Annotated in this window: 15 protein-coding genes; 12 read left to right on the top strand and 3 right to left on the bottom strand. The window is 39.2% G+C overall.

Features of this window, described 5'->3' with window-relative positions; genetic code table 11:
* Positions 1-6: 6 nt before the first annotated feature.
* Positions 7-1,797: a RagB/SusD family nutrient uptake outer membrane protein gene (locus AW17_RS09830; protein ID WP_029275963.1), complete on the top strand. Its 1,791-nt coding sequence runs from the start codon at positions 7-9 to the stop codon at positions 1,795-1,797.
* Positions 1,797-2,723, top strand: a complete 927-nt coding sequence (locus AW17_RS09825; RefSeq protein WP_245235037.1) for a metallophosphoesterase family protein — start codon at positions 1,797-1,799, stop codon at positions 2,721-2,723. Before AW17_RS09830 ends, AW17_RS09825 begins: the two co-directional genes overlap by 1 nt.
* A 176-nt stretch (positions 2,724-2,899) precedes the next feature.
* Here AW17_RS09825 and AW17_RS09820 read toward each other — a convergent pair whose 3' ends face one another.
* The 3 genes from AW17_RS09820 to AW17_RS09810 all read right to left on the bottom strand — a co-directional run bounded on the left by AW17_RS09820 (position 2,900) and on the right by AW17_RS09810 (position 5,321).
* A complete protein-coding gene (locus AW17_RS09820; protein WP_280739956.1) occupies positions 2,900-3,460 on the bottom strand; it encodes a phosphatase PAP2 family protein in 561 nt (186 codons plus the stop codon).
* A gap of 16 nt (positions 3,461-3,476) precedes the next feature.
* Positions 3,477-4,622, bottom strand: a complete 1,146-nt coding sequence (locus tag AW17_RS09815; protein ID WP_029275960.1) for a FecR family protein — start codon at positions 4,620-4,622, stop codon at positions 3,477-3,479.
* A gap of 159 nt (positions 4,623-4,781) precedes the next feature.
* Entirely contained in the window at positions 4,782-5,321 is a 540-nt protein-coding gene (locus AW17_RS09810) for an RNA polymerase sigma-70 factor (RefSeq protein WP_051691741.1), read from the bottom strand.
* Between the two features lie 319 nt (positions 5,322-5,640).
* Here AW17_RS09810 and AW17_RS09805 point away from each other — a divergent pair, with 319 nt between their 5' ends.
* From AW17_RS09805 to AW17_RS09760, 10 genes are all read left to right on the top strand, one after another.
* The gene (locus AW17_RS09805; protein WP_029275958.1) at positions 5,641-5,997 is read left to right on the top strand and encodes a hypothetical protein; all 357 of its coding nucleotides are present in this window, start codon (positions 5,641-5,643) and stop codon (positions 5,995-5,997) included.
* Positions 5,998-6,083: 86 nt separating this feature from the next.
* Complete coding sequence (locus AW17_RS09800) at positions 6,084-6,779, top strand: ABC transporter ATP-binding protein (protein WP_029275957.1); 696 nt, start codon at positions 6,084-6,086, stop codon at positions 6,777-6,779.
* 15 nt (positions 6,780-6,794) lie between these two features.
* A complete protein-coding gene (locus tag AW17_RS09795) occupies positions 6,795-9,302 on the top strand; it encodes a TonB-dependent receptor (RefSeq protein ID WP_051691740.1) in 2,508 nt (835 codons plus the stop codon).
* The gene (locus tag AW17_RS09790; protein WP_029275955.1) at positions 9,302-10,747 is read left to right on the top strand and encodes an ABC transporter permease; all 1,446 of its coding nucleotides are present in this window, start codon (positions 9,302-9,304) and stop codon (positions 10,745-10,747) included. The genes AW17_RS09795 and AW17_RS09790 overlap by 1 nt, the downstream gene beginning before the upstream one ends.
* 9 nt (positions 10,748-10,756) lie before the next feature.
* Positions 10,757-12,121, top strand: a complete 1,365-nt coding sequence (locus tag AW17_RS09785; protein ID WP_029275954.1) for an ABC transporter permease — start codon at positions 10,757-10,759, stop codon at positions 12,119-12,121.
* A gap of 643 nt (positions 12,122-12,764) precedes the next feature.
* The gene (locus AW17_RS09780; RefSeq protein WP_055726091.1) at positions 12,765-13,298 is read left to right on the top strand and encodes a carboxypeptidase-like regulatory domain-containing protein; all 534 of its coding nucleotides are present in this window, start codon (positions 12,765-12,767) and stop codon (positions 13,296-13,298) included.
* An 11-nt stretch (positions 13,299-13,309) separates the two neighbouring features.
* Entirely contained in the window at positions 13,310-14,074 is a 765-nt protein-coding gene (locus tag AW17_RS09775) for a M28 family metallopeptidase (RefSeq protein WP_245235036.1), read from the top strand.
* A 45-nt stretch (positions 14,075-14,119) separates the two neighbouring features.
* Positions 14,120-14,593: a TspO/MBR family protein gene (locus AW17_RS09770; protein WP_029275951.1), complete on the top strand. Its 474-nt coding sequence runs from the start codon at positions 14,120-14,122 to the stop codon at positions 14,591-14,593.
* Between the two features lie 48 nt (positions 14,594-14,641).
* Positions 14,642-16,939: a patatin-like phospholipase family protein gene (locus AW17_RS09765; RefSeq protein WP_245235035.1), complete on the top strand. Its 2,298-nt coding sequence runs from the start codon at positions 14,642-14,644 to the stop codon at positions 16,937-16,939.
* On the top strand, positions 16,936-17,466 hold the full coding sequence (locus tag AW17_RS09760) for a hypothetical protein (RefSeq protein ID WP_029275949.1): 531 nt from the start codon (positions 16,936-16,938) through the stop codon (positions 17,464-17,466). The genes AW17_RS09765 and AW17_RS09760 overlap by 4 nt, the downstream gene beginning before the upstream one ends.
* Positions 17,467-17,970 lie beyond the last annotated feature (504 nt).

The following is a 17,970-nucleotide window of genomic DNA, read 5'->3' as shown; positions in this document are numbered from 1 at the left end:
TTAAAAATGAAAAAGTTTATATATATCGTATTTATTGCAGCTGCGGGTATGCTCGCAGCCTGTAAAAAAGCTGGGCTGGACCGTTTTCCACAAACATCCATCTCACCTAACCTGTTCTTTAATACCGAAAGTGATCTTTCACTTTACGTAAATGGCCTACTCTCTCAGCCAGACCGCAATACTTATCTTAACGATCAGAGTACAGATAACGTAGCCACCACCGCGGCAGTTGAGATAAAAAATGTCATGACGGGTAACACGAATGCCCAGAATATTACATCTGGCTGGAGCTGGGGCAGATTAAGAAACATTAACTACTTTCTGGAAAACTATGGAAAAGCACAGGTTTCTGCTTCCGTTAAAAACCACTATGCAGGTTTGGCCAGGTATTATCGTGCGGAATTCTATTTAGACAAAGTAAAGCGTTTTTCTGATGTACCCTGGTATTCGGGTACATTGGAACCAGGTGATGATGAACTTTACAAAGCCCGCGATCCAAGGACATTGATTGCCGACAGTATAATGGCAGACCTTGATTTTGCCTATAAAAACGTAAGGGAAAGTGTTCCGGTAGGTACCCCAGGAAAATGGGCAGTAGCTACCTTATATGCGCGGGCAGCACTTTACGAGGGTACTTATCGTAAATACCATAACGAACTGAATTTAAGCAGTTCGGCAAATACTTTTTTAGAAACTGCAGCAAGAATTTCTGGTGAGATCATCGCTGGCAAAAAGTTTAACATTTACAATACAGGAAAGCCGGAACAAGATTATGCAACGCTTTTCTCCAGTCAGGATTTAACTGCCAATAGCGAAGTGATATTAGTTAACATCTTCGACCTAAGTAAGAGTAAAAGCCAGAATGTGAATTCGACGGTATTTGGCGATTATGAGCAGGCACCAGCGAAAGATCTGTTACAAACCTACTTAATGAGAGATGGAAGTAGGTTTACTGATGTAGCAAACTACGCACAATTGGGTTTTGTAGCAGAATTTAAAAACCGCGATCCACGGATGTCGCAGACCATGGTTTACCCGGGGTGGATAAGAGTACCGGATCCTACACCATATATTCAGCGCTTAAATAAAAACTTTACAGGTTACCATCAGTTGAAAGGTTATGTAAACAGTACCGATAACTCGATCTTAAATAGTGTAGATTTTCCGGTATACCGTTATGCAGAAGTGCTATTAACCTATGCTGAAGCACTTGCCGAATTAGGTACACTAACACAAACCCAGCTAGACCAATCGGTAAATCTGCTTCGTAGAAGAGCAGGCTTGCCTGATCTTAATCTGGCAACGGCAAATGCAAATCCTGATCCAGCATTGCAGTTGCAATATCCAAATGTTACCGCTAACGCAGGTGTTATACTTGAAATTAGAAGGGAACGCAGGGTAGAATATGCTTTCGAAAACATGCGCTTTGATGATTTAATGCGCTGGAAGGTGGGTAAACTGCTTACCAAAAGTCCTGAAGGCATGTACTTCGCTGGATTGGGCAAATACGACCTTACTGGTGACGGAGTTGATGATATTATTCTGATTGACAGAACGGCAACCATACCTGGCGAAGACCAGAAAGAAAAAAACTCACTTGGGATAAAACTTATTTATTACCGTGCAGGATTAATCGGAACTGATGCAACGGTTTATTTAAAGAACGGCAACACTGGAGGTAATATCGTAACAGAAAATGTGGTTAGAATTTTTGAGGAACCAAAATTTTATTATCGCCCTATTCCGCAACAACAAGTAATCCTAAACCCTAAACTGAAACAAATTTTTGGTTGGTAATGATGACAGAAATAAAAAGAAGGTCTTTACTAAAGGCCATAGGGATCTCAGCAGGTGCTGCATTTTCAGGTACATTACCAGCGCTGGCTTCAGAAGCACTTTTGGATAAACCAAAAGGCAAAAAACTGATGCTTACTGTTCCACATATTACCGATGTGCACATACGTGCAGGAGAAAATGCTCCTGAGCGATTTAAAGCATGTTTAAAACAGATTATCAGCAAACATAAAGTTGATTTCTTCTTAAACGGAGGAGATTCGATTAACGATGCTTCTTACGATAATGTAGTGCGCAATCAGGTAACCGAACAATGGGGTATTTGGGATGATTGCATTAAAGCAATTGATCAATACGAAATACACAGTTGTATAGGCAACCATGATACCTGGTGGAAAGCACCTACAAAAGAGGATGAAATGTATGGCAAGAACTATGTGGTGAAACGGCTAAAGATTCCTAACCGTTATTATAGTTTCTCCAAAAAGAACTGGCATTTTATTATCCTTGATGGAAATAACAGCAAAATTTCGCTTGATGATGAGCAGTATAACTGGCTTGAGCAGGAATTAAAAAACCTGCCTGCTGGTACACCTACCCTGCTTATGTCACATTATCCAATCCTGGGCACCACCCAGGTATTGGTTGGTGGCGGACATTCGGATTGTAAAAAACTGAAAGATCTCTTCTACAAACACCGGGATAAGGTAAAAATCTGCCTGAGCGGCCATAACCATCTTTCCGATCAAACCGTTTACAATGGTGTTCGATACTGTTGCAATGGAGCCATGAGTGGTTTTTGGTGGGGCAAGGGCGATGCAGAATCGGCAGGCCCTGGTTATTACCTGGAAACACCTCCCGGGTATGCAATACTTAAAATGTACGATGATGGAACAGTTGAAAATGAATATTTCCCACACACTTTCTAATAATATTGAGCACCAGATCACATGCTCAAACTAATGAATAAGTGTTAAATAATTAGTTTCATTCCTAATTCCAATAACTTGTGCCCCTAAGCCCAATAGCTGATTGTTTAAGATCGGATATTGGGCTTTTTTAATTACGAATGGCGCTTATCATATTCGCTACAAGCTGTTTCAGCTTAGTATTGCGCATTAAATAGCATTAAATAATTGAAAGAGATAATACCCAATATGGCGCAGCTTAAACCGGCTAATACATCAAGGGTATAATGATGACTGGTATAAACGGCCGAAAACCAGATCCCGAGCATTATAGTAACAAAGAAAATATTGATTTTCCCCAAGCGGTTTTTTAAACCATAATAAACAACAATAACAGGATAGGATGAATGTAGCGATGGCATGGTCGCAAATACATTAGAACCTTTGCTGTATATGCCATGAAAAAGTGTAATGTTAAAATAATGGTCAAAGCAGGCCAATCCAGCGGTATTGCCAGCTGTTTTCGCGATAAATTCGAAGCCATGTTCCTGTACATACCATGGTGGTGCAGCCGGAAAAGCGTAGTACAACACAAATCCTAACAGATTTACCCAAACAAAGGTGAGCGAAAACCGAACAAACTGTTCCTTATTCTTAAAGAAAAGATAAGTAGCAAATGCCAGCGGAACAGGTACCCACATGAGGTAGAAAAACCCGGTTAATACATCTAAAAATGCAGTACTGTTTCCGTTTTTCAGATTAAAACTTAACGGGTTATTTTAAAATTTTAATCCTCCTTCCTTCTATTTTAAATTTAAACTTATCGGTAGATTCTAATATTTTTAAGGTTTCCTGCAGGTTATTGTGTTTAGAAAAAGATCCTCCGAAATAAATCCCATCAAAATCACCAACATATTCGATATCAACGTCGTACCACCTGGCCAATTTTTGCATGGCTTCTTTAATCCCTTCATTATTGAACATAAAGAACCCATTTTTCCAGGCGATATATTCTTCTACATCAACATTGCTCACTTTGAAACCTGTACCGTGAAAAACAGCCAGCTGCCCGGGTTTTAGCAAACCTGTGGCCTGCGGATTAAAGTTTTTAACGGCTACCCCACCTTCTACAAGGGTTGTTTTAATTTCGGCATCATCTGCATAGGCACTCACATTAAAATGGGTACCCAAAACGCTTACTTCTTGATTTGTTGTTTTAAGTTTAAAAGGCTTGTTTTTATTCTTAGCTACTTCGAAATAACCTTCACCAGTAAGCTCGACCATTCTGTATTTGCCTGTAAAAGTGGTAGGGTATTTTAATGATGACAGCGCATTTAGCCAAACTTTGGTCCCATCGGGCAGCGTAACCTGATACTGGCCGCCAGCTGGTGTACTGATGGTGTTTAATCCTGGTTTAGCCGAGCTTGATTTATTTTCTAAAATGGTATAAACCAATTGTCCATCAGCTGTTTTGGTAATCTGAATTCCCTCCTGCCTGGCTATTGTGCCATTTAGCGCCTGATCTAAATTAATTTTAGTTCCATCGGCAAGTGTTAAAAAGGCTTTATTGCCACCGGGTTTGATTAAGCTAGCTGATTTATTTATTTTTTTAAGATCGGTACGTTTACTTAAAATAAACCAACCAAATCCTAAAACGGCAATTAATGAGGCGGCAACAGCTATACGATAAAAATACCTGCTCGGTCGTTTTTTCTCTTGCTGATCTATTTGTTGATTAATCTTATTAAAAATCTTTTCGCCTACTTCAATTTGATCTTCTTCATCAATCTGTTTTTCATCCGCCAAAGTATTTTGGTTCAATTGATCGTTGTACCAGGATTCTAACTTAAGGCGTTCTTCTCCACTGGCAGTACCAGCTATGTATTTTTCTGTTAAACTTGTTAATTCTGCTTTTTTCAATTGCTTGTGGTTTGGTGTATGTACCCAAACCGAAGTACATCCCCCAAAAGAAATTTTAAATTTCACATAACACACTATAAAACAGCCAATTAAAATTAAACAAAGTTAAGTTGTTGTAAACAATCAGATTGAAATTTGCAGGAGAGGATAGGGACTGATTTATTTATCCCAGATGCCGGCCAGTAATAAAATGGCCCAAAATAAGAATTCGCCCATATCGGTACGCAGGCGGCGTAATGCAATGGTAATCTGGTTCTCTACCGTTTTTGGTGAAAGGTTTAATCGCTCGGCAATTTCTTTTACACTAAGATGCTCTTTTCTGCTCAGGATAAAAATTTCTTTACATTTTTGAGGTAGCAGCTCAATACTCTCATCTAAACGTTGTGCAATCTCTTTTTCAGCAAAAGCATTTTCGGCATTGTGAGGGCTCACCAAAAGGTCGGTATCATGAAGTAAATCGGTGAGTAACTTCCCATCTCTAATGGCTTTAAATACCTGAAAACGAACAGAAGTAAACAGATAATTATTGAGATTATCGACTGAGGTATATTCCCGTTTTAACCAAAGGCTTACAAATATTTCTTGGATAATATCTTCAGCGGCCTCCCTATTGCGTAAAATATGATAGGCTGATAAATATAACTTGCTCCAATACCTGTTGTAAATTTTTTCAAACGCAGACCGATCATTGCTTTGCATATCGCTAACAAGCAAACTATCAGGCCATAGTTGTAAATTATCAGGTTTCCTTAGTATAAGGAATATCTTTGCAATACTAAGCAAAAAAATAACGGCTCAATTTACTTATTTTTCGCAAAGTAGCACAAATGTTGCATTATTGAAGAGACAGGAGAAGTGAACTATTGAAGAAATAGTTGGTGGTTGGCAGCTGTTATTGAAAGTGACCTATGGCCAGTGAACTAATGGTCAATGTTTAATAATCAGGTCAATGAACCAATCCTAATAAAAGATTTGATTTTAATTTTTTAAATGTAACTTTGTTGCATTGAAATATTCAGTGTACACATATCGTAAAGAAATTTTTGCCCGTATATGGGCGGTATTGCTATTGGCGGTATTTCTTAATGCAACACTGATAGAAAGCCTGCATCATCATGGTGCCGAAAAAACCGGTTACAGCAAGCAAAGCTACAGTGAAGCGCACCTGCTTAAACAATTGAGTTCGGCAAAGCTAAAATGTAAATTGTGCGAGGTATTGAAACACCGATCGCACTTTTTCGATTTTCCTGCTCCTATTGCCTCTGCTTTATCCTTAGTTAAACCAACGATTAAACCCTGCGTTTACCACATGAGGCATTCTGTTGTTTATACCTTATCCTGTGCCAATAAAGGCCCGCCTACCCTAACGGCTTAACCTTCGTATAAGAAGTTTCTTTTCATAACCTTCAAATTTACTCTGTTTAATGCACATGCCTGTTTGGTATGCGCCAATATTTTATTATGCTTCAAGCCATTTCATTATCCAAAAATTATCAATCTTACCGCGCCTTAAATCAGCTTAATTTAACCGTTAATCCTGGTGAAGTATTTTGCCTTCTGGGCCAAAACGGTGCCGGAAAAACCACTACCATTAATTTATTTTTAGGTTTTATTGAGCCAAGTAGTGGAAAAATCTTAATCGATAACGAGGAAATCTCTGCGCACGATGACGAACGGCGGAAACATCTCGCCTACATTCCTGAAGTGGTTATGCTTTACAGCAATCTTTCAGCCATCGAAAACCTCGATTATTTTTCTAAACTGGCAGGCTTTAACTATGGCACTTCAAGCTTGACCGGTTTTTTAAAGCAATGTGGTTTACAGGAAGCTGCCCACCACCAGCATTTATCGGGCTTCAGTAAAGGCATGCGCCAAAAAGTAGGGATTGCAATTGCGTTAGCCAAAAATGCAAAAATCATTTTAATGGATGAGCCTACCAGTGGATTAGACCCAAAAGCCACCGCAGAATTTACCCAACTGGTTAAACAATTAGCTGCCGAGGGTAAATCAATTCTGATGGCTACGCACGATATTTTTAATGCGGTAAATGTAGGATCGCACATTGGCATTATGAAACAAGGCGAATTAATCCATACACTTAAAGCCAGCGACATCACTGCAGCCGATCTTCAGGAATTATACTTACAAACTATTTAAAAACAAATCCATTTCATGTACCCAATATATAAAGGTCTTCCTATTTTCCGTTCAATCTGTTTGCTATTGCTCTTCAGCACATTTAGCCTGATCACTTTTGCTCAGATTAAGGTGAGTGGAAAAGTGATCGATATCCAAAATCAAGCTATCCAAAAAGCCACTATTAAATTTAAGAATGGGAAAGATCAACTGAATACAAGTAGCGATTCGCTCGGTAATTTCTCAGTTATTCTACCTCAAATGGCCAATTATACCATCACCATTAGTGCCATAGGCTACAGCACTTTTAATCGCATTTACCCCGTTAATGACATTGGTGATTTAAAACTGGATGCAATTGTGCTACAAAGCGCCAACGAAGAATTGCAGACCGTTGAAGTGGTAGGTACCAATGGCAAAAAGTACTATGGCAACTATTCTTTTTCGGCCACTAAAACAGCTACTTTGAACAAGGACATTCCACAGTCTATTTCTTCGGTTTCGAAAGAATTAATTGCCGACAGGCAGGCGGCTGTACTGGCCGATGCGGTTAAAAATGTAACCAGCGTATCACAAAGCAGCTATTACAACCAATTTTCGATCAGGGGAATTAACCAGAACGAAGAGGGTGCTATAATTAATGGCATGCGTACCCGCCAATATTATTTTAACCAGCCTTTAACCAATAACCTGGAACGGATAGAGGTAATAAAAGGTCCGGCGAGCGCTACATTTTCGAGTGTAGACCCAGGGGGAAGCATTAATCTGGTAACAAAAAAACCGCTGACTGAAGATCGCAAAGAGATTAGTCTCTCGGCCGGAAGTTTCAGCACCATTAGAGGCGCTTTAGATTTTACAGGCCCTTTAAACACAGATAAAACGCTGCTTTACCGGCTTAATGTAGGTTATGAAGACAGTAAAAGCTTCAGAGACCTGCAATACAGAAAGGGTTACCTGATTGCTCCTTCTTTTTCGTACATCCCGAACGATCGAACCAGCTTAAATGTAGAAGTGGTGATGAACAACAGCAATTCGAGGTTAGACCGTGGGCAGGCTATTTTTGGTGCAATTGCTGGTAAAACAGATCTAAAAAGTACACCGATCAGTTTCAATATGGGCGCCAGTAACGACCGCTTTAACAGCCAGGATTTAATGTTGATGACCAATTTTTCACATAACCTTACAGAGAATATTGTATTTAATGTGGCCTATATGAAGCAAAACTGGAGCGAAGATCTTTTAGAAAATAGAACTACCAATGCTTTTGGCGTTGATGAAAACAATCAACCTATCCCTACGTTAGCAGCCATGCGTGCCGTTCAGCGTCAGCAAAAGTGGCGAACCGACAATCTAAGCGCCTATTTCAGTATAAACGCCAATACTTTTAGCTTTAGCCACAAGCTGGTAATCGGGTACGATAGAATAAACACCCAGAAACTGCGGGGCGGTGGCGAAAACTCAGCTCAGGGCTACCGTTTAAAAGATGGAACCATTGCAGCTAGGTACGATCCCACAAAGAAAGACCTCTATTTATTTAAGGTCGTAAATGGTATAAATGCACCAGTGCCCAATGTAGAGCACTTTAATCTAGCAAACCCAAGCTATACCATTAAAAATTTAAGCGATTACGTTTTTACCAAAACAGAAATTCCGGCTGCATATAATTTGGTTAATGCAGTGTATCTACAGGATCAGATAAAATATCATCAGCTTACCTTAACATTGGGTTTACGACAAGAGTGGTACGAGGATTACAGCAATTACAAATTGGCTACCGAAAAGAAAATTTATCAGCATAAGCTTTTGCCAAGGGCCGGAATTACCTATGCCATAAACGCAAACATTAACCTTTACGCAACCTATTTACAAGGGTACCAGCCGCAAGGCAATACCTCAACCCTGGTTATTGTTCCGCCACCTTTAGGCACCAATTTTAAACCTTTAGAAAGTGATTTAAAAGAGATTGGTGCAAAATCCGAATGGTTGAATAAACGTTTAATGGTTAACATTTCGGTATTCGAAATCAACCAGAAAAACCTATTGATGAATGCAAATGATCCATTGGATGTAAACCGCCTGATAGAACGCGGTGCCCAATGCAGCCGTGGTGTCGAATTCGAAGCCTCTGGCTTTATCAGGTCTAACTGGCAGTTTAATGCGGGTTATAGTTATGTAGATGCCATTATTAAGGATGATTTTAATCCTGATTTAATTGGTCAAAGGGTGCAGAACACGCCAAAACACAGTGCCAGTTTATGGACACGCTACAACTTTGAAAGCCGTAAGCTAAAGGGAATAGGTTTTGGAGCAGGTTTACAGTACAGTGGTACGAAACTTCCCTTGTACATCAGAGATTTTGTACTGCCTGCTTATACCTTGTTAGATGCCGCGCTCTATTATTCGCCTGCTGGTTCTAAAGTGCAACTGGCTGTAAATATGAATAACATTTTAAATAAAACCTATTGGGTTGGCGCACAAAACTATCTACGCCTTTTCCCCGGTACACCAAGAAATGTAATGTTTAACGTAACCTATAGAATATAATGCCAAATAGAATAAGCACTATAGCCAAACAAACTTTTAAAACCGTCCTTAACAACAGGGCCACCTTAGCCTTAACCCTTTTATTAGGTTTGTCACTTTGTTTGGCTACCTATGTAGGCTGGCAGAATTTTAAAACACAAAACAATCAGCGCCTGCATTATAAAGAATTGGTTAGGGCACAATGGCTGGCAAAGCCAGATAAACACCCACACCGGATGGCGCACTATGGTTACCTCGCCTTTCGCGAGAAACATGAATTGAGTTTCTTCGATTTTGGGATAGAAAGTTTTGCGGGTGTATCGATCTTTTTAGAAGCGCACAAACAAAACACAGTGAATTTTAGTGAAGCAGGTTTTTCTAACGGAATGTTGCGCTTCGGCGAAATTAGTGTGGCCATGGTACTGCAACTCCTGGTACCACTTCTCATTTTCTTCTTAGGTTACAACAGTATTTCGGCTGAGCGCGAATCGGGGACATTAAAGATCCTGCTATGCCAAAATGTAAGCTGGAAACAGCTCCTCTGGGGCAAAACATTGGGCATAATTGGTGTTTGTTTGTCGATATTTACCCCCCTTATGCTGCTTACCATTTTGTTATGGGCCTCGCTAAGTCATTGGCAGATTAGTGGTGATGCCAGTTTGCGCTTAATGGTATTGATATTTAGCTATGCGATCTATTTCTTCATTGTATCTGCTGTTACGGTTTTGGTCTCGGCTTTTGCACGCAGTTCTAAATCAGCCCTAACTACTTTATTCGCCTGCTGGATATTTTTTATGGTCATTATGCCGAGGATCACCCAGGCAATCGGCGTAAAAATTTACCCCTCCCCATCTAAAATAGAGTTTGCCGATGCCATTGCTACCGACATCCATAAACAGGGCGATAGCCATAATCCAGATGACCCACATTATGCTGCGATTAAAGACTCACTACTCAAAACTTACGGTGTTACCGATGTAAAAAAACTGCCTTTTAACTATGGTGGTTATATTATGGCAGAGGGCGAAAAAATAACCTCAAAAATTTACAGCAACCACCAAAAGGAACTGAATAAAATTTTTGAAAAGCAGAACAGCATTACAAAGGTAGCAGGTTTCATGAACCCTTACTTATCCCTCAAGCATATTTCGATGGCCATAACAGCCTCTGATTTTGACACCTTTGTTGATTTTCAGAACCAGGCAGAAGCCTACCGCTATCAGCTGGCTCAAAAGATGAATAAACTACAAATTGATAAGATCAGTAACATTGCTCCAGGAGAAGAAGAAAAACCTTTGGCCATTAGTAAGGCAAACTGGGCCGAACAACCTGATTTCAATTACCACTTTGGCAAATTAAGTTCAGTAATAACAAATGAGTTATTGGCACTGAGTGCTTTAACCTGTTGGTTATTGGCAACGATCCTACTGCTACAATACATTGCCAGGTGGATTAAAACGATATAGCTATTAAGGATGAAAAAAAGTATATATAACCTCGAATTTAAACTGTTTTTTAGAAACAGCTCCTCATGGATAGGCATCATTGTGCTGCTGATTACAGGCTTTTCCGGTTTGTATTTCGGCAAAACATTTATTGCCAACCAACAGGCCGTAATTGAAAAAGCAGCAATGTTACAAAAGAAAAACACCCTCAGCAATATCGATCATTTTGGTAAAGATATTGGCTTATTGTTTTACCACAATAAATTTTCATTGGCTAATGCGCCCAATGCCTGGGCCGCCTTTGCTAATGGGCAGCGGGATATTAACCCTTATTTAATCTCGGTAACCATGCTGGGTTTAGAAGGTCAGATTTACGATACAGATATTAATAACCCGGTAAGCCTGCTTTTGGGCAATATGGATCTGAGTTTTGTGTTTATCTTTTTATTTCCCCTGGTGATTATTGCCTTTAACTATAACTTACTTTCGGAGCAAAAAGAAAGTGGAGTTTGGTCGCTTTTAAGGGCGCAAACCAACCGGTCTTTTCAGGTAATCTGGCGAAAATTTTTAGTTAGGGTAGCCGTAATTTTTTCTGTTGCTTTATTACTATTATTTGTAGCTATTCTTTATCTGCATTTGCCTGTAGATTTCATTTTCTTTTCAATAACTACACTCATTATCTTTTATCTGGCTTTCTGGTTTGCAGTTTCATTTTTTATCATTTCTTTAGCAAAATCATCGAATTTTAATGCATCGGCATTGGTTGCCATTTGGGTACTGATCTGCATTGTAATTCCAGCATCACTTAACCTTTTTCTTACCCGAAAATATCCCATGCCAGAAGCATTGCAAAATGTAATTAACCAACGCGAGGGTTATCACGAAAAATGGGATATGGCCAAAGAAGTTACCATGAAACCATTTTTTGAACATTATCCGGAACTGAAGCAATATCCCTTCCCACAAGAGAAAACTTTTAGCTGGTTCTGGTATTATGCCATGCAACAAATGGGCGATGACCAGGCAATGCCAAGTAGGCGCGCAATTGAGAATAAACTGGCCGCCAGACAGCGATTTACAAATACGCTTGCATTTTTCTTCCCTACGATACAAGCCCAGTTGGGGATAAACAATATGGCTGGATCGGATCTTAATACCCACCTCGATTTCCAGCAGGCGGTTAGAAAATATCATGAGCAGATCCGCTTGCATTTTTATCCAGGCATCTTTCTTAATAAAGCAGTAGACAGTACAGATATTAAGGACTATAAACTGGAAAAATATAGTCCGCAGCAAACGCCTTCAGTTTGGGTTAATTTGCTATCTATATCGATCCTAACCGTAATCCTAATTGGAACAACAGCTTTTAACTTTAAAAGGCAGGAACAATTTTAGGTTTACTGTGGTTGAAACAATATAAAAATGGTCTGTGTTTACATGGACCATTTTTTTTATCATAAACCGTTAAGAAGTTATAAATATCGAATAGGTGACGGCCTGTCGAATAGAAATTAGCCGAAGTCAAAAGCAGTATGAGTTAATTCCACGTTGCAGCCAAATAACCTATTGAACAATGTACTAAAACCTATTAGCCAAAGAAGAAAATTCTTTACATCTGGCTATACCTTACAGGATGGACTAACGAAATAAAAGTTCTAATCTCGTATAACCAAATATCATCAATTCTTTTAATCGATACCTATATGAGCAAGAAAAATTACACGTCAAACAATGCAATCGTTTGCACCTAATCGCCCCTATACCACCATTTTAAAGCCTTAAGGCAAAGAAACGACTATTGTAGTCAACATTAAAAACTAACTCATTTTTCATCCTAAAACAGGTAATACATCCAGGAAAGAATGGATTAATTGCTTAATTATATGCCCTCAAAACAGATAGCATACTCCATCTAACATGCTATTTGGCTAAATAACCAAATATTTACATAACCAATAAAACTATAGATCTTAATTTTTATCCAGAAAATCTAAAACGACGAAAAGGCTCTTCGTACAAAAAAATCCTGCTTACGGGTATGTCGGCATTGTGCTTACTTTGCGTGGCGAATACTGCAAATGCGGCCAACCGTAAAACGACACCAGGAACTGTGGATACAAACATTTCAACGAGCAAACGAGCTGTTAACCTTAAAGGAAAGATTGTTGATGAAAAAGGTGAAACTTTGGTTGGCGTTAGCATTAGAGTGAAGGGCACTACCATTGTTGCTTCTACCGACGCCAATGGTGCTTTCTCCATTACTATTCCATCAACCGTAAGCAGCCCGGTTTTGGTGGTTTCGTACATTGGATATACCACACAAGAAGTACCTGTAGATGGAAAAACGACTATAAATATTCAATTAAAAAGCGCTACAAATGATTTAGATGAGGTTGTAGTTGTTGGTTATAACACTGTAAAGAAAAGTGATTTAACCGGAGCGGTTGTAAGCGTGGGTGCTAAAGAAATCAGATCGAGGCCGGTAACCAATGCCTTACAGGCCATGCAAGGCAAAGCAGCAGGTGTAGATATCACTTCGAATGAACGCCCTGGGAAGAACAATCGTTATTAGGCGCTGGTTTTATGGCGGCAAATGCAAAAAAAGAAAACTGGAATGTAGATGCCATGTTAAACAATGATATGATTGGCAGCAACAACAGTAGCGAAACGCAAATCATCGACAATACCAGGCTCCGTGTATTTAGTGAGGGCTTACCCAGCTTTGATCTGGATAAAAATGCGAAGAGCATCCGTCAGTTTGGTTTAGAGAATGATGGTAAAAGCCGTCAGTTGGCACGGTATGTTAAAGAAATAGGCGAACGTTATGTAGATCAGTTAGAAATTAAATTAATTTACAGGAACGACAGATTTCTCCGGGGTGGAGATCATACCCCATTCGTAGAAAATGGATTTACAGCGGTTCGCATAACCGAAATGAACGAAAACTTCGATCACCAGCACCAAGACCTTAGAACTGAGAAAGGCATTAAGTATGGCGACCTTCAGGAATTTATGGATTTCGAATATTTACGTAAAAATACAGGTATAAATATTGCGGTTTTGGCCAATCTGGCCAAAGCTCCCTCAAGTCCTAGCGAAGTAAAAGTTGATGTAAAAAACCTGAGCAACTCTACCTTTTTATACTGGAAAGCACCTGTTAATGGCGCAGTAAAGGGCTATTATGTTTTAATGCGCGAAACCAGCAGCGCCATTTGGGAAAAGAAATTTTTCACTTCTGCCACCGAATTACGATTACCTTATAGTAAAGACAATTATTTATTCGCGGTACAAAGCATCGGAAATGACGACACTGAAAGCCTACCAATAGTGCCTGGTATTGGCAGGTAATAAAAACATTTAGGATTTACCGTTGTTTAAACTCAAATTTAGCGCTTGAAATTTAAACCTTTAGCTTTTATTGTTAATATAGCCATCACACTGAGTATTGGTGCTTTAGGAGGCTGGGCAACCGCTCAATCGGTTAAAACCTGGTACCCAACGTTAAACAAACCATCCTTTAATCCTCCAAACTGGCTTTTTGCTCCTGTTTGGACTACACTTTATATACTTATTGGTATTGCAGCTTATCTGGTATGGATTAGACGCGATAAAATTGTTCATTTCCCGCGAACAGTTGCCATTTATTTAATCCAGTTAATTTTAAATTTGGGCTGGTCGTTTATTTTCTTTTACCTGCACGAGCTGGGTTTTGCCCTGGCCGAAATTATTTTACTGTTGATCATCATTGTGATCAATGCATCCATGTTCTATAAAATAAACAAATGGGCGGGTTTAATATTCATCCCCTACATCCTTTGGGTAAGTTTTGCATCATTTTTAACATACAACATTTTCATATTGAACTAATTTAAAAGAAAACCCTATTTTTAGGGAGTGGTAGCTTTTAAAAGATTTTTGCTGATCCTCTTCGTTCTGTGCTGTAACCAATTGCAGGCGCAAAAGGTAGGTCTTGTGTTTAGCGGTGGTGGTGCAAAAGGATTGGCGCACATTGGTACATTAAAGGCTTTAGAAGAAAACCACATCCCTATCGATTACATTACAGGCACATCGATGGGTGGCATTGTTGGCGCCATGTATGCTGCAGGTTATAGCCCGGCGGAGATAGAAAAAATAGCCCTAAGCAATGATTTTCAAAATTGGCTAAATGGCCGCTATACCAGTGATTATACCTACTATTTCCAGAAAAATGCACCTAATGCTTCGATGCTCACGGCGAAAGTGGCTATAGATACAGGTTTTCATTTTAGCTTCCGTTCTAACCTCATTAACGATATTCCATTAAATTTTGCTTTTCTTGAGCTTTTTTCGCAGGCCTCTGCCGTTTCTAAAGATAATTTCGACAATCTTTTTGTTCCCTATCGCTGTATGGTTGCTGATGTGCTTTCGCAAAAAAGTATCACGGTAAGTAAGGGGAGTTTAGCGGAAGCAGTAAGGGCAACCATGACGGTTCCGATTATCTACCGGCCCATTAAACTAGATGGAAAATATGTTTTTGATGGCGGCTTGTACAATAACTTCCCTGCTGATGTAATGGAAAGAGACTTTAAGCCAGATTATGTGATCGGCGCCAATGTTTCTTCAAAAACCTATAACGAATACCCTAAAAACATCGACGATCGTTTAATGAACCGCTTTTTGGTATACATGTTTCTATCCAAATCAGATTCTACCATGATCGGAAAAAATGGCGTATATATCCAGCCCAATTTAGCTACTTATAGTGTAACTAATTTTGCTCCTGTAGAAGAGCTGATCAAAAAAGGCTATGATGCAACAATGGCCGATATGCCTAGAATTAAAGCTTTAATCAGCAAAAGAGTGAGCGATGAAGAACTGGCACAAAGAAGGGAAAAATTTAATGCGAGAAAGCCAGATCTAAAGTTCAGCAACATCATCGTAACCGGTGTAAACAGTCAGCAGAAAAAATATGTAGAAAGGCTTTTCAAAAGCGATAAAGTTACTTTTAACCTGCAGGATATTAAACGTGGGTATTATAAACTGGTTGCCGACCAAACTTTCGAAACCGTATTTCCTAAAATTTCATATCAGGCTGCAACAGACAGTTATACTTTTGAGGTGGTGGCACAGCCAAAAAAAAGCTTTAAACTCGAATTAGGCGGCAATATATCTACAAGGCCCATCAGCAATGTTTTTTTGGGTGCCCAGTACAATTACCTCAACCGAAAATCGTATACTTTTGGAACCAGCTTTTACTCAGGCCGCTTTTACGAATCGGTACAGGTTAATGGCCGGATAGATTATCCAACCAGATTACCCTTGTTTCTGGCCGCAGAGTTAACCCATAATCACTGGAATTTTTATAATACCAGCCAGATATTTATCGAAAACCCACGCCCCATTTACATCGAACAATCTGACCGTAAGATTGACCTTATGATGGGAATGCCTTTAAATTACAATACCAAAATTGTTCTTCATTCTACATTTATAAATAATAATGATCGCTATAGCCCAAACAATACCTTTGCGGTAGGCGATCTGCTCGATCAAACTATTTTTAATGGATTTAGGGGATCCTTAAATCTCGAAAAAAATTCATTAAACCGGAAACAGTATGCCAGCAGAGGTCAAAGCTTTTCGCTAAGTTTCAATTACACCACAGGCCGCGAAAACTATAATCCAGGCAATATTTTCCGAGCCACTCCAGGTTTTGTTAAAATTCCGGGCAGCAGTCATTTGCGCCAATGGGGAAGCATAAAACTTACCCAGGAAAACTACTTTTTACACATCAAAAAATATACATTGGGTTATATTGTGGAAGGCGTTTTCTCTAACCAACCTTTATTTAGCAATTATTACGCTACGCTTTTAACTGCTCCAGCCTTTTATCCTTTGCAAGATAGCAGATCGTTATTCCTGGATAAATTCAGGGCCACAACCTATGCTGCTGGCGGAATAAAAAACATTTATAATGTTAAAAAAAATCTCGATTTTAGATTGGAAGGTTATTTATTTTTACCCCATAAGGAGTTTGAGCTGAATAATTTTCAGGATGTAGATTATGCCAAAGCCATCACAAAAATACGCTATGCAGGTACTGCAGGTTTAGTTTACCATTCACCGCTCGGCCCTATAAGCCTAAGTTATAATTTATATAATGATGCAGTTAAAAGAAATGGTGTATTATTGCATATCGGTTATTTAATTTACAATAAACGTTCTATCGAATGAAACGAATCTTACTCTTGCTTTCGCTGTGTTTAACCTGGTTTTTCAGCCATGCGCAAAACGCAGCAATCAATAATTTTCTGGTAAAAGAAAATTTGCTTAAAAACAATAAACTGGCCATAATAGCCGCCGATTCATTAAACAACCCCAACGAAAATATAAACGGAACCTACACCTTTAGTGTAAGTGGTTTTACACAGGTATTGAAATTTAACGATGGCATAGCCGTGTTACCTTTACCAATTGATAAATCTACCTTCGTTTACATTAAACATCAAAACGACTCTGGCACCCACAGCAAACTGGTGTATGTGTATAAAAAAGATACCGATTTAAGTCCGTATGCCATAAATAGTTTATGGCTTTTCATTATTCCGATTATACTGGTAATTATTGCCTTTGCCTTCCGCAAACTGATCATATTTGTGGTCATTGTTTTTCTGGTATTTGTGTATTTTAACCACAGCAATGGCTTAAACCTTTCTACCTTTTTCGAAAGCATATTCGATGGGTTAAAAAACCTCGTTTGATGTTTTTGAATTAATTTTTCATCACGAATCGTCATTGCGAGGAGGAACGACGAAGCAATCTCATGCTATAAATTCTCTTATTCTTTTTTGAAAAGCAAGGCCTGTGGTGCTTCGGTTATACCAGTCCCGCCCTTTGCTTAATCCCGATAAAATTATAACGATAAAAAAAATCGTCTTAAATCGGGATAACGCTGTCGGTCGGGTTTATTTTACCACGGATAGCAGTACTGTTGTAGCCACCTAAGCCCGATCGAAGCGAGATGCCGATTATTTCAATCGGCAGAAGCGGGAGCGGGACTACAGAGAGCAATGACTTCTGCAATTGCCTTCCTATAAACCTGAGTTCGATAATTATTTGCTGAAAATTATATCTTATTTACGCCTAATCCCGCTTTATCGTCCTGCTGAATTTATTTCAGCATCTTTTTAGCGTGAAAGACCCTGAAATAAATTCAGGGTGACGACCGTCTTAACAGAAAACTTGATTAAAACGCCACAAAATGA

The sequence above is a fragment of the Pedobacter borealis DSM 19626 genome, from assembly GCF_000708285.2.
In the GTDB taxonomy this organism is placed as follows: Bacteria; Bacteroidota; Bacteroidia; order Sphingobacteriales; family Sphingobacteriaceae; genus Pedobacter; species Pedobacter borealis.
This window is presented reverse-complemented; position numbering and strand designations above follow the sequence as displayed.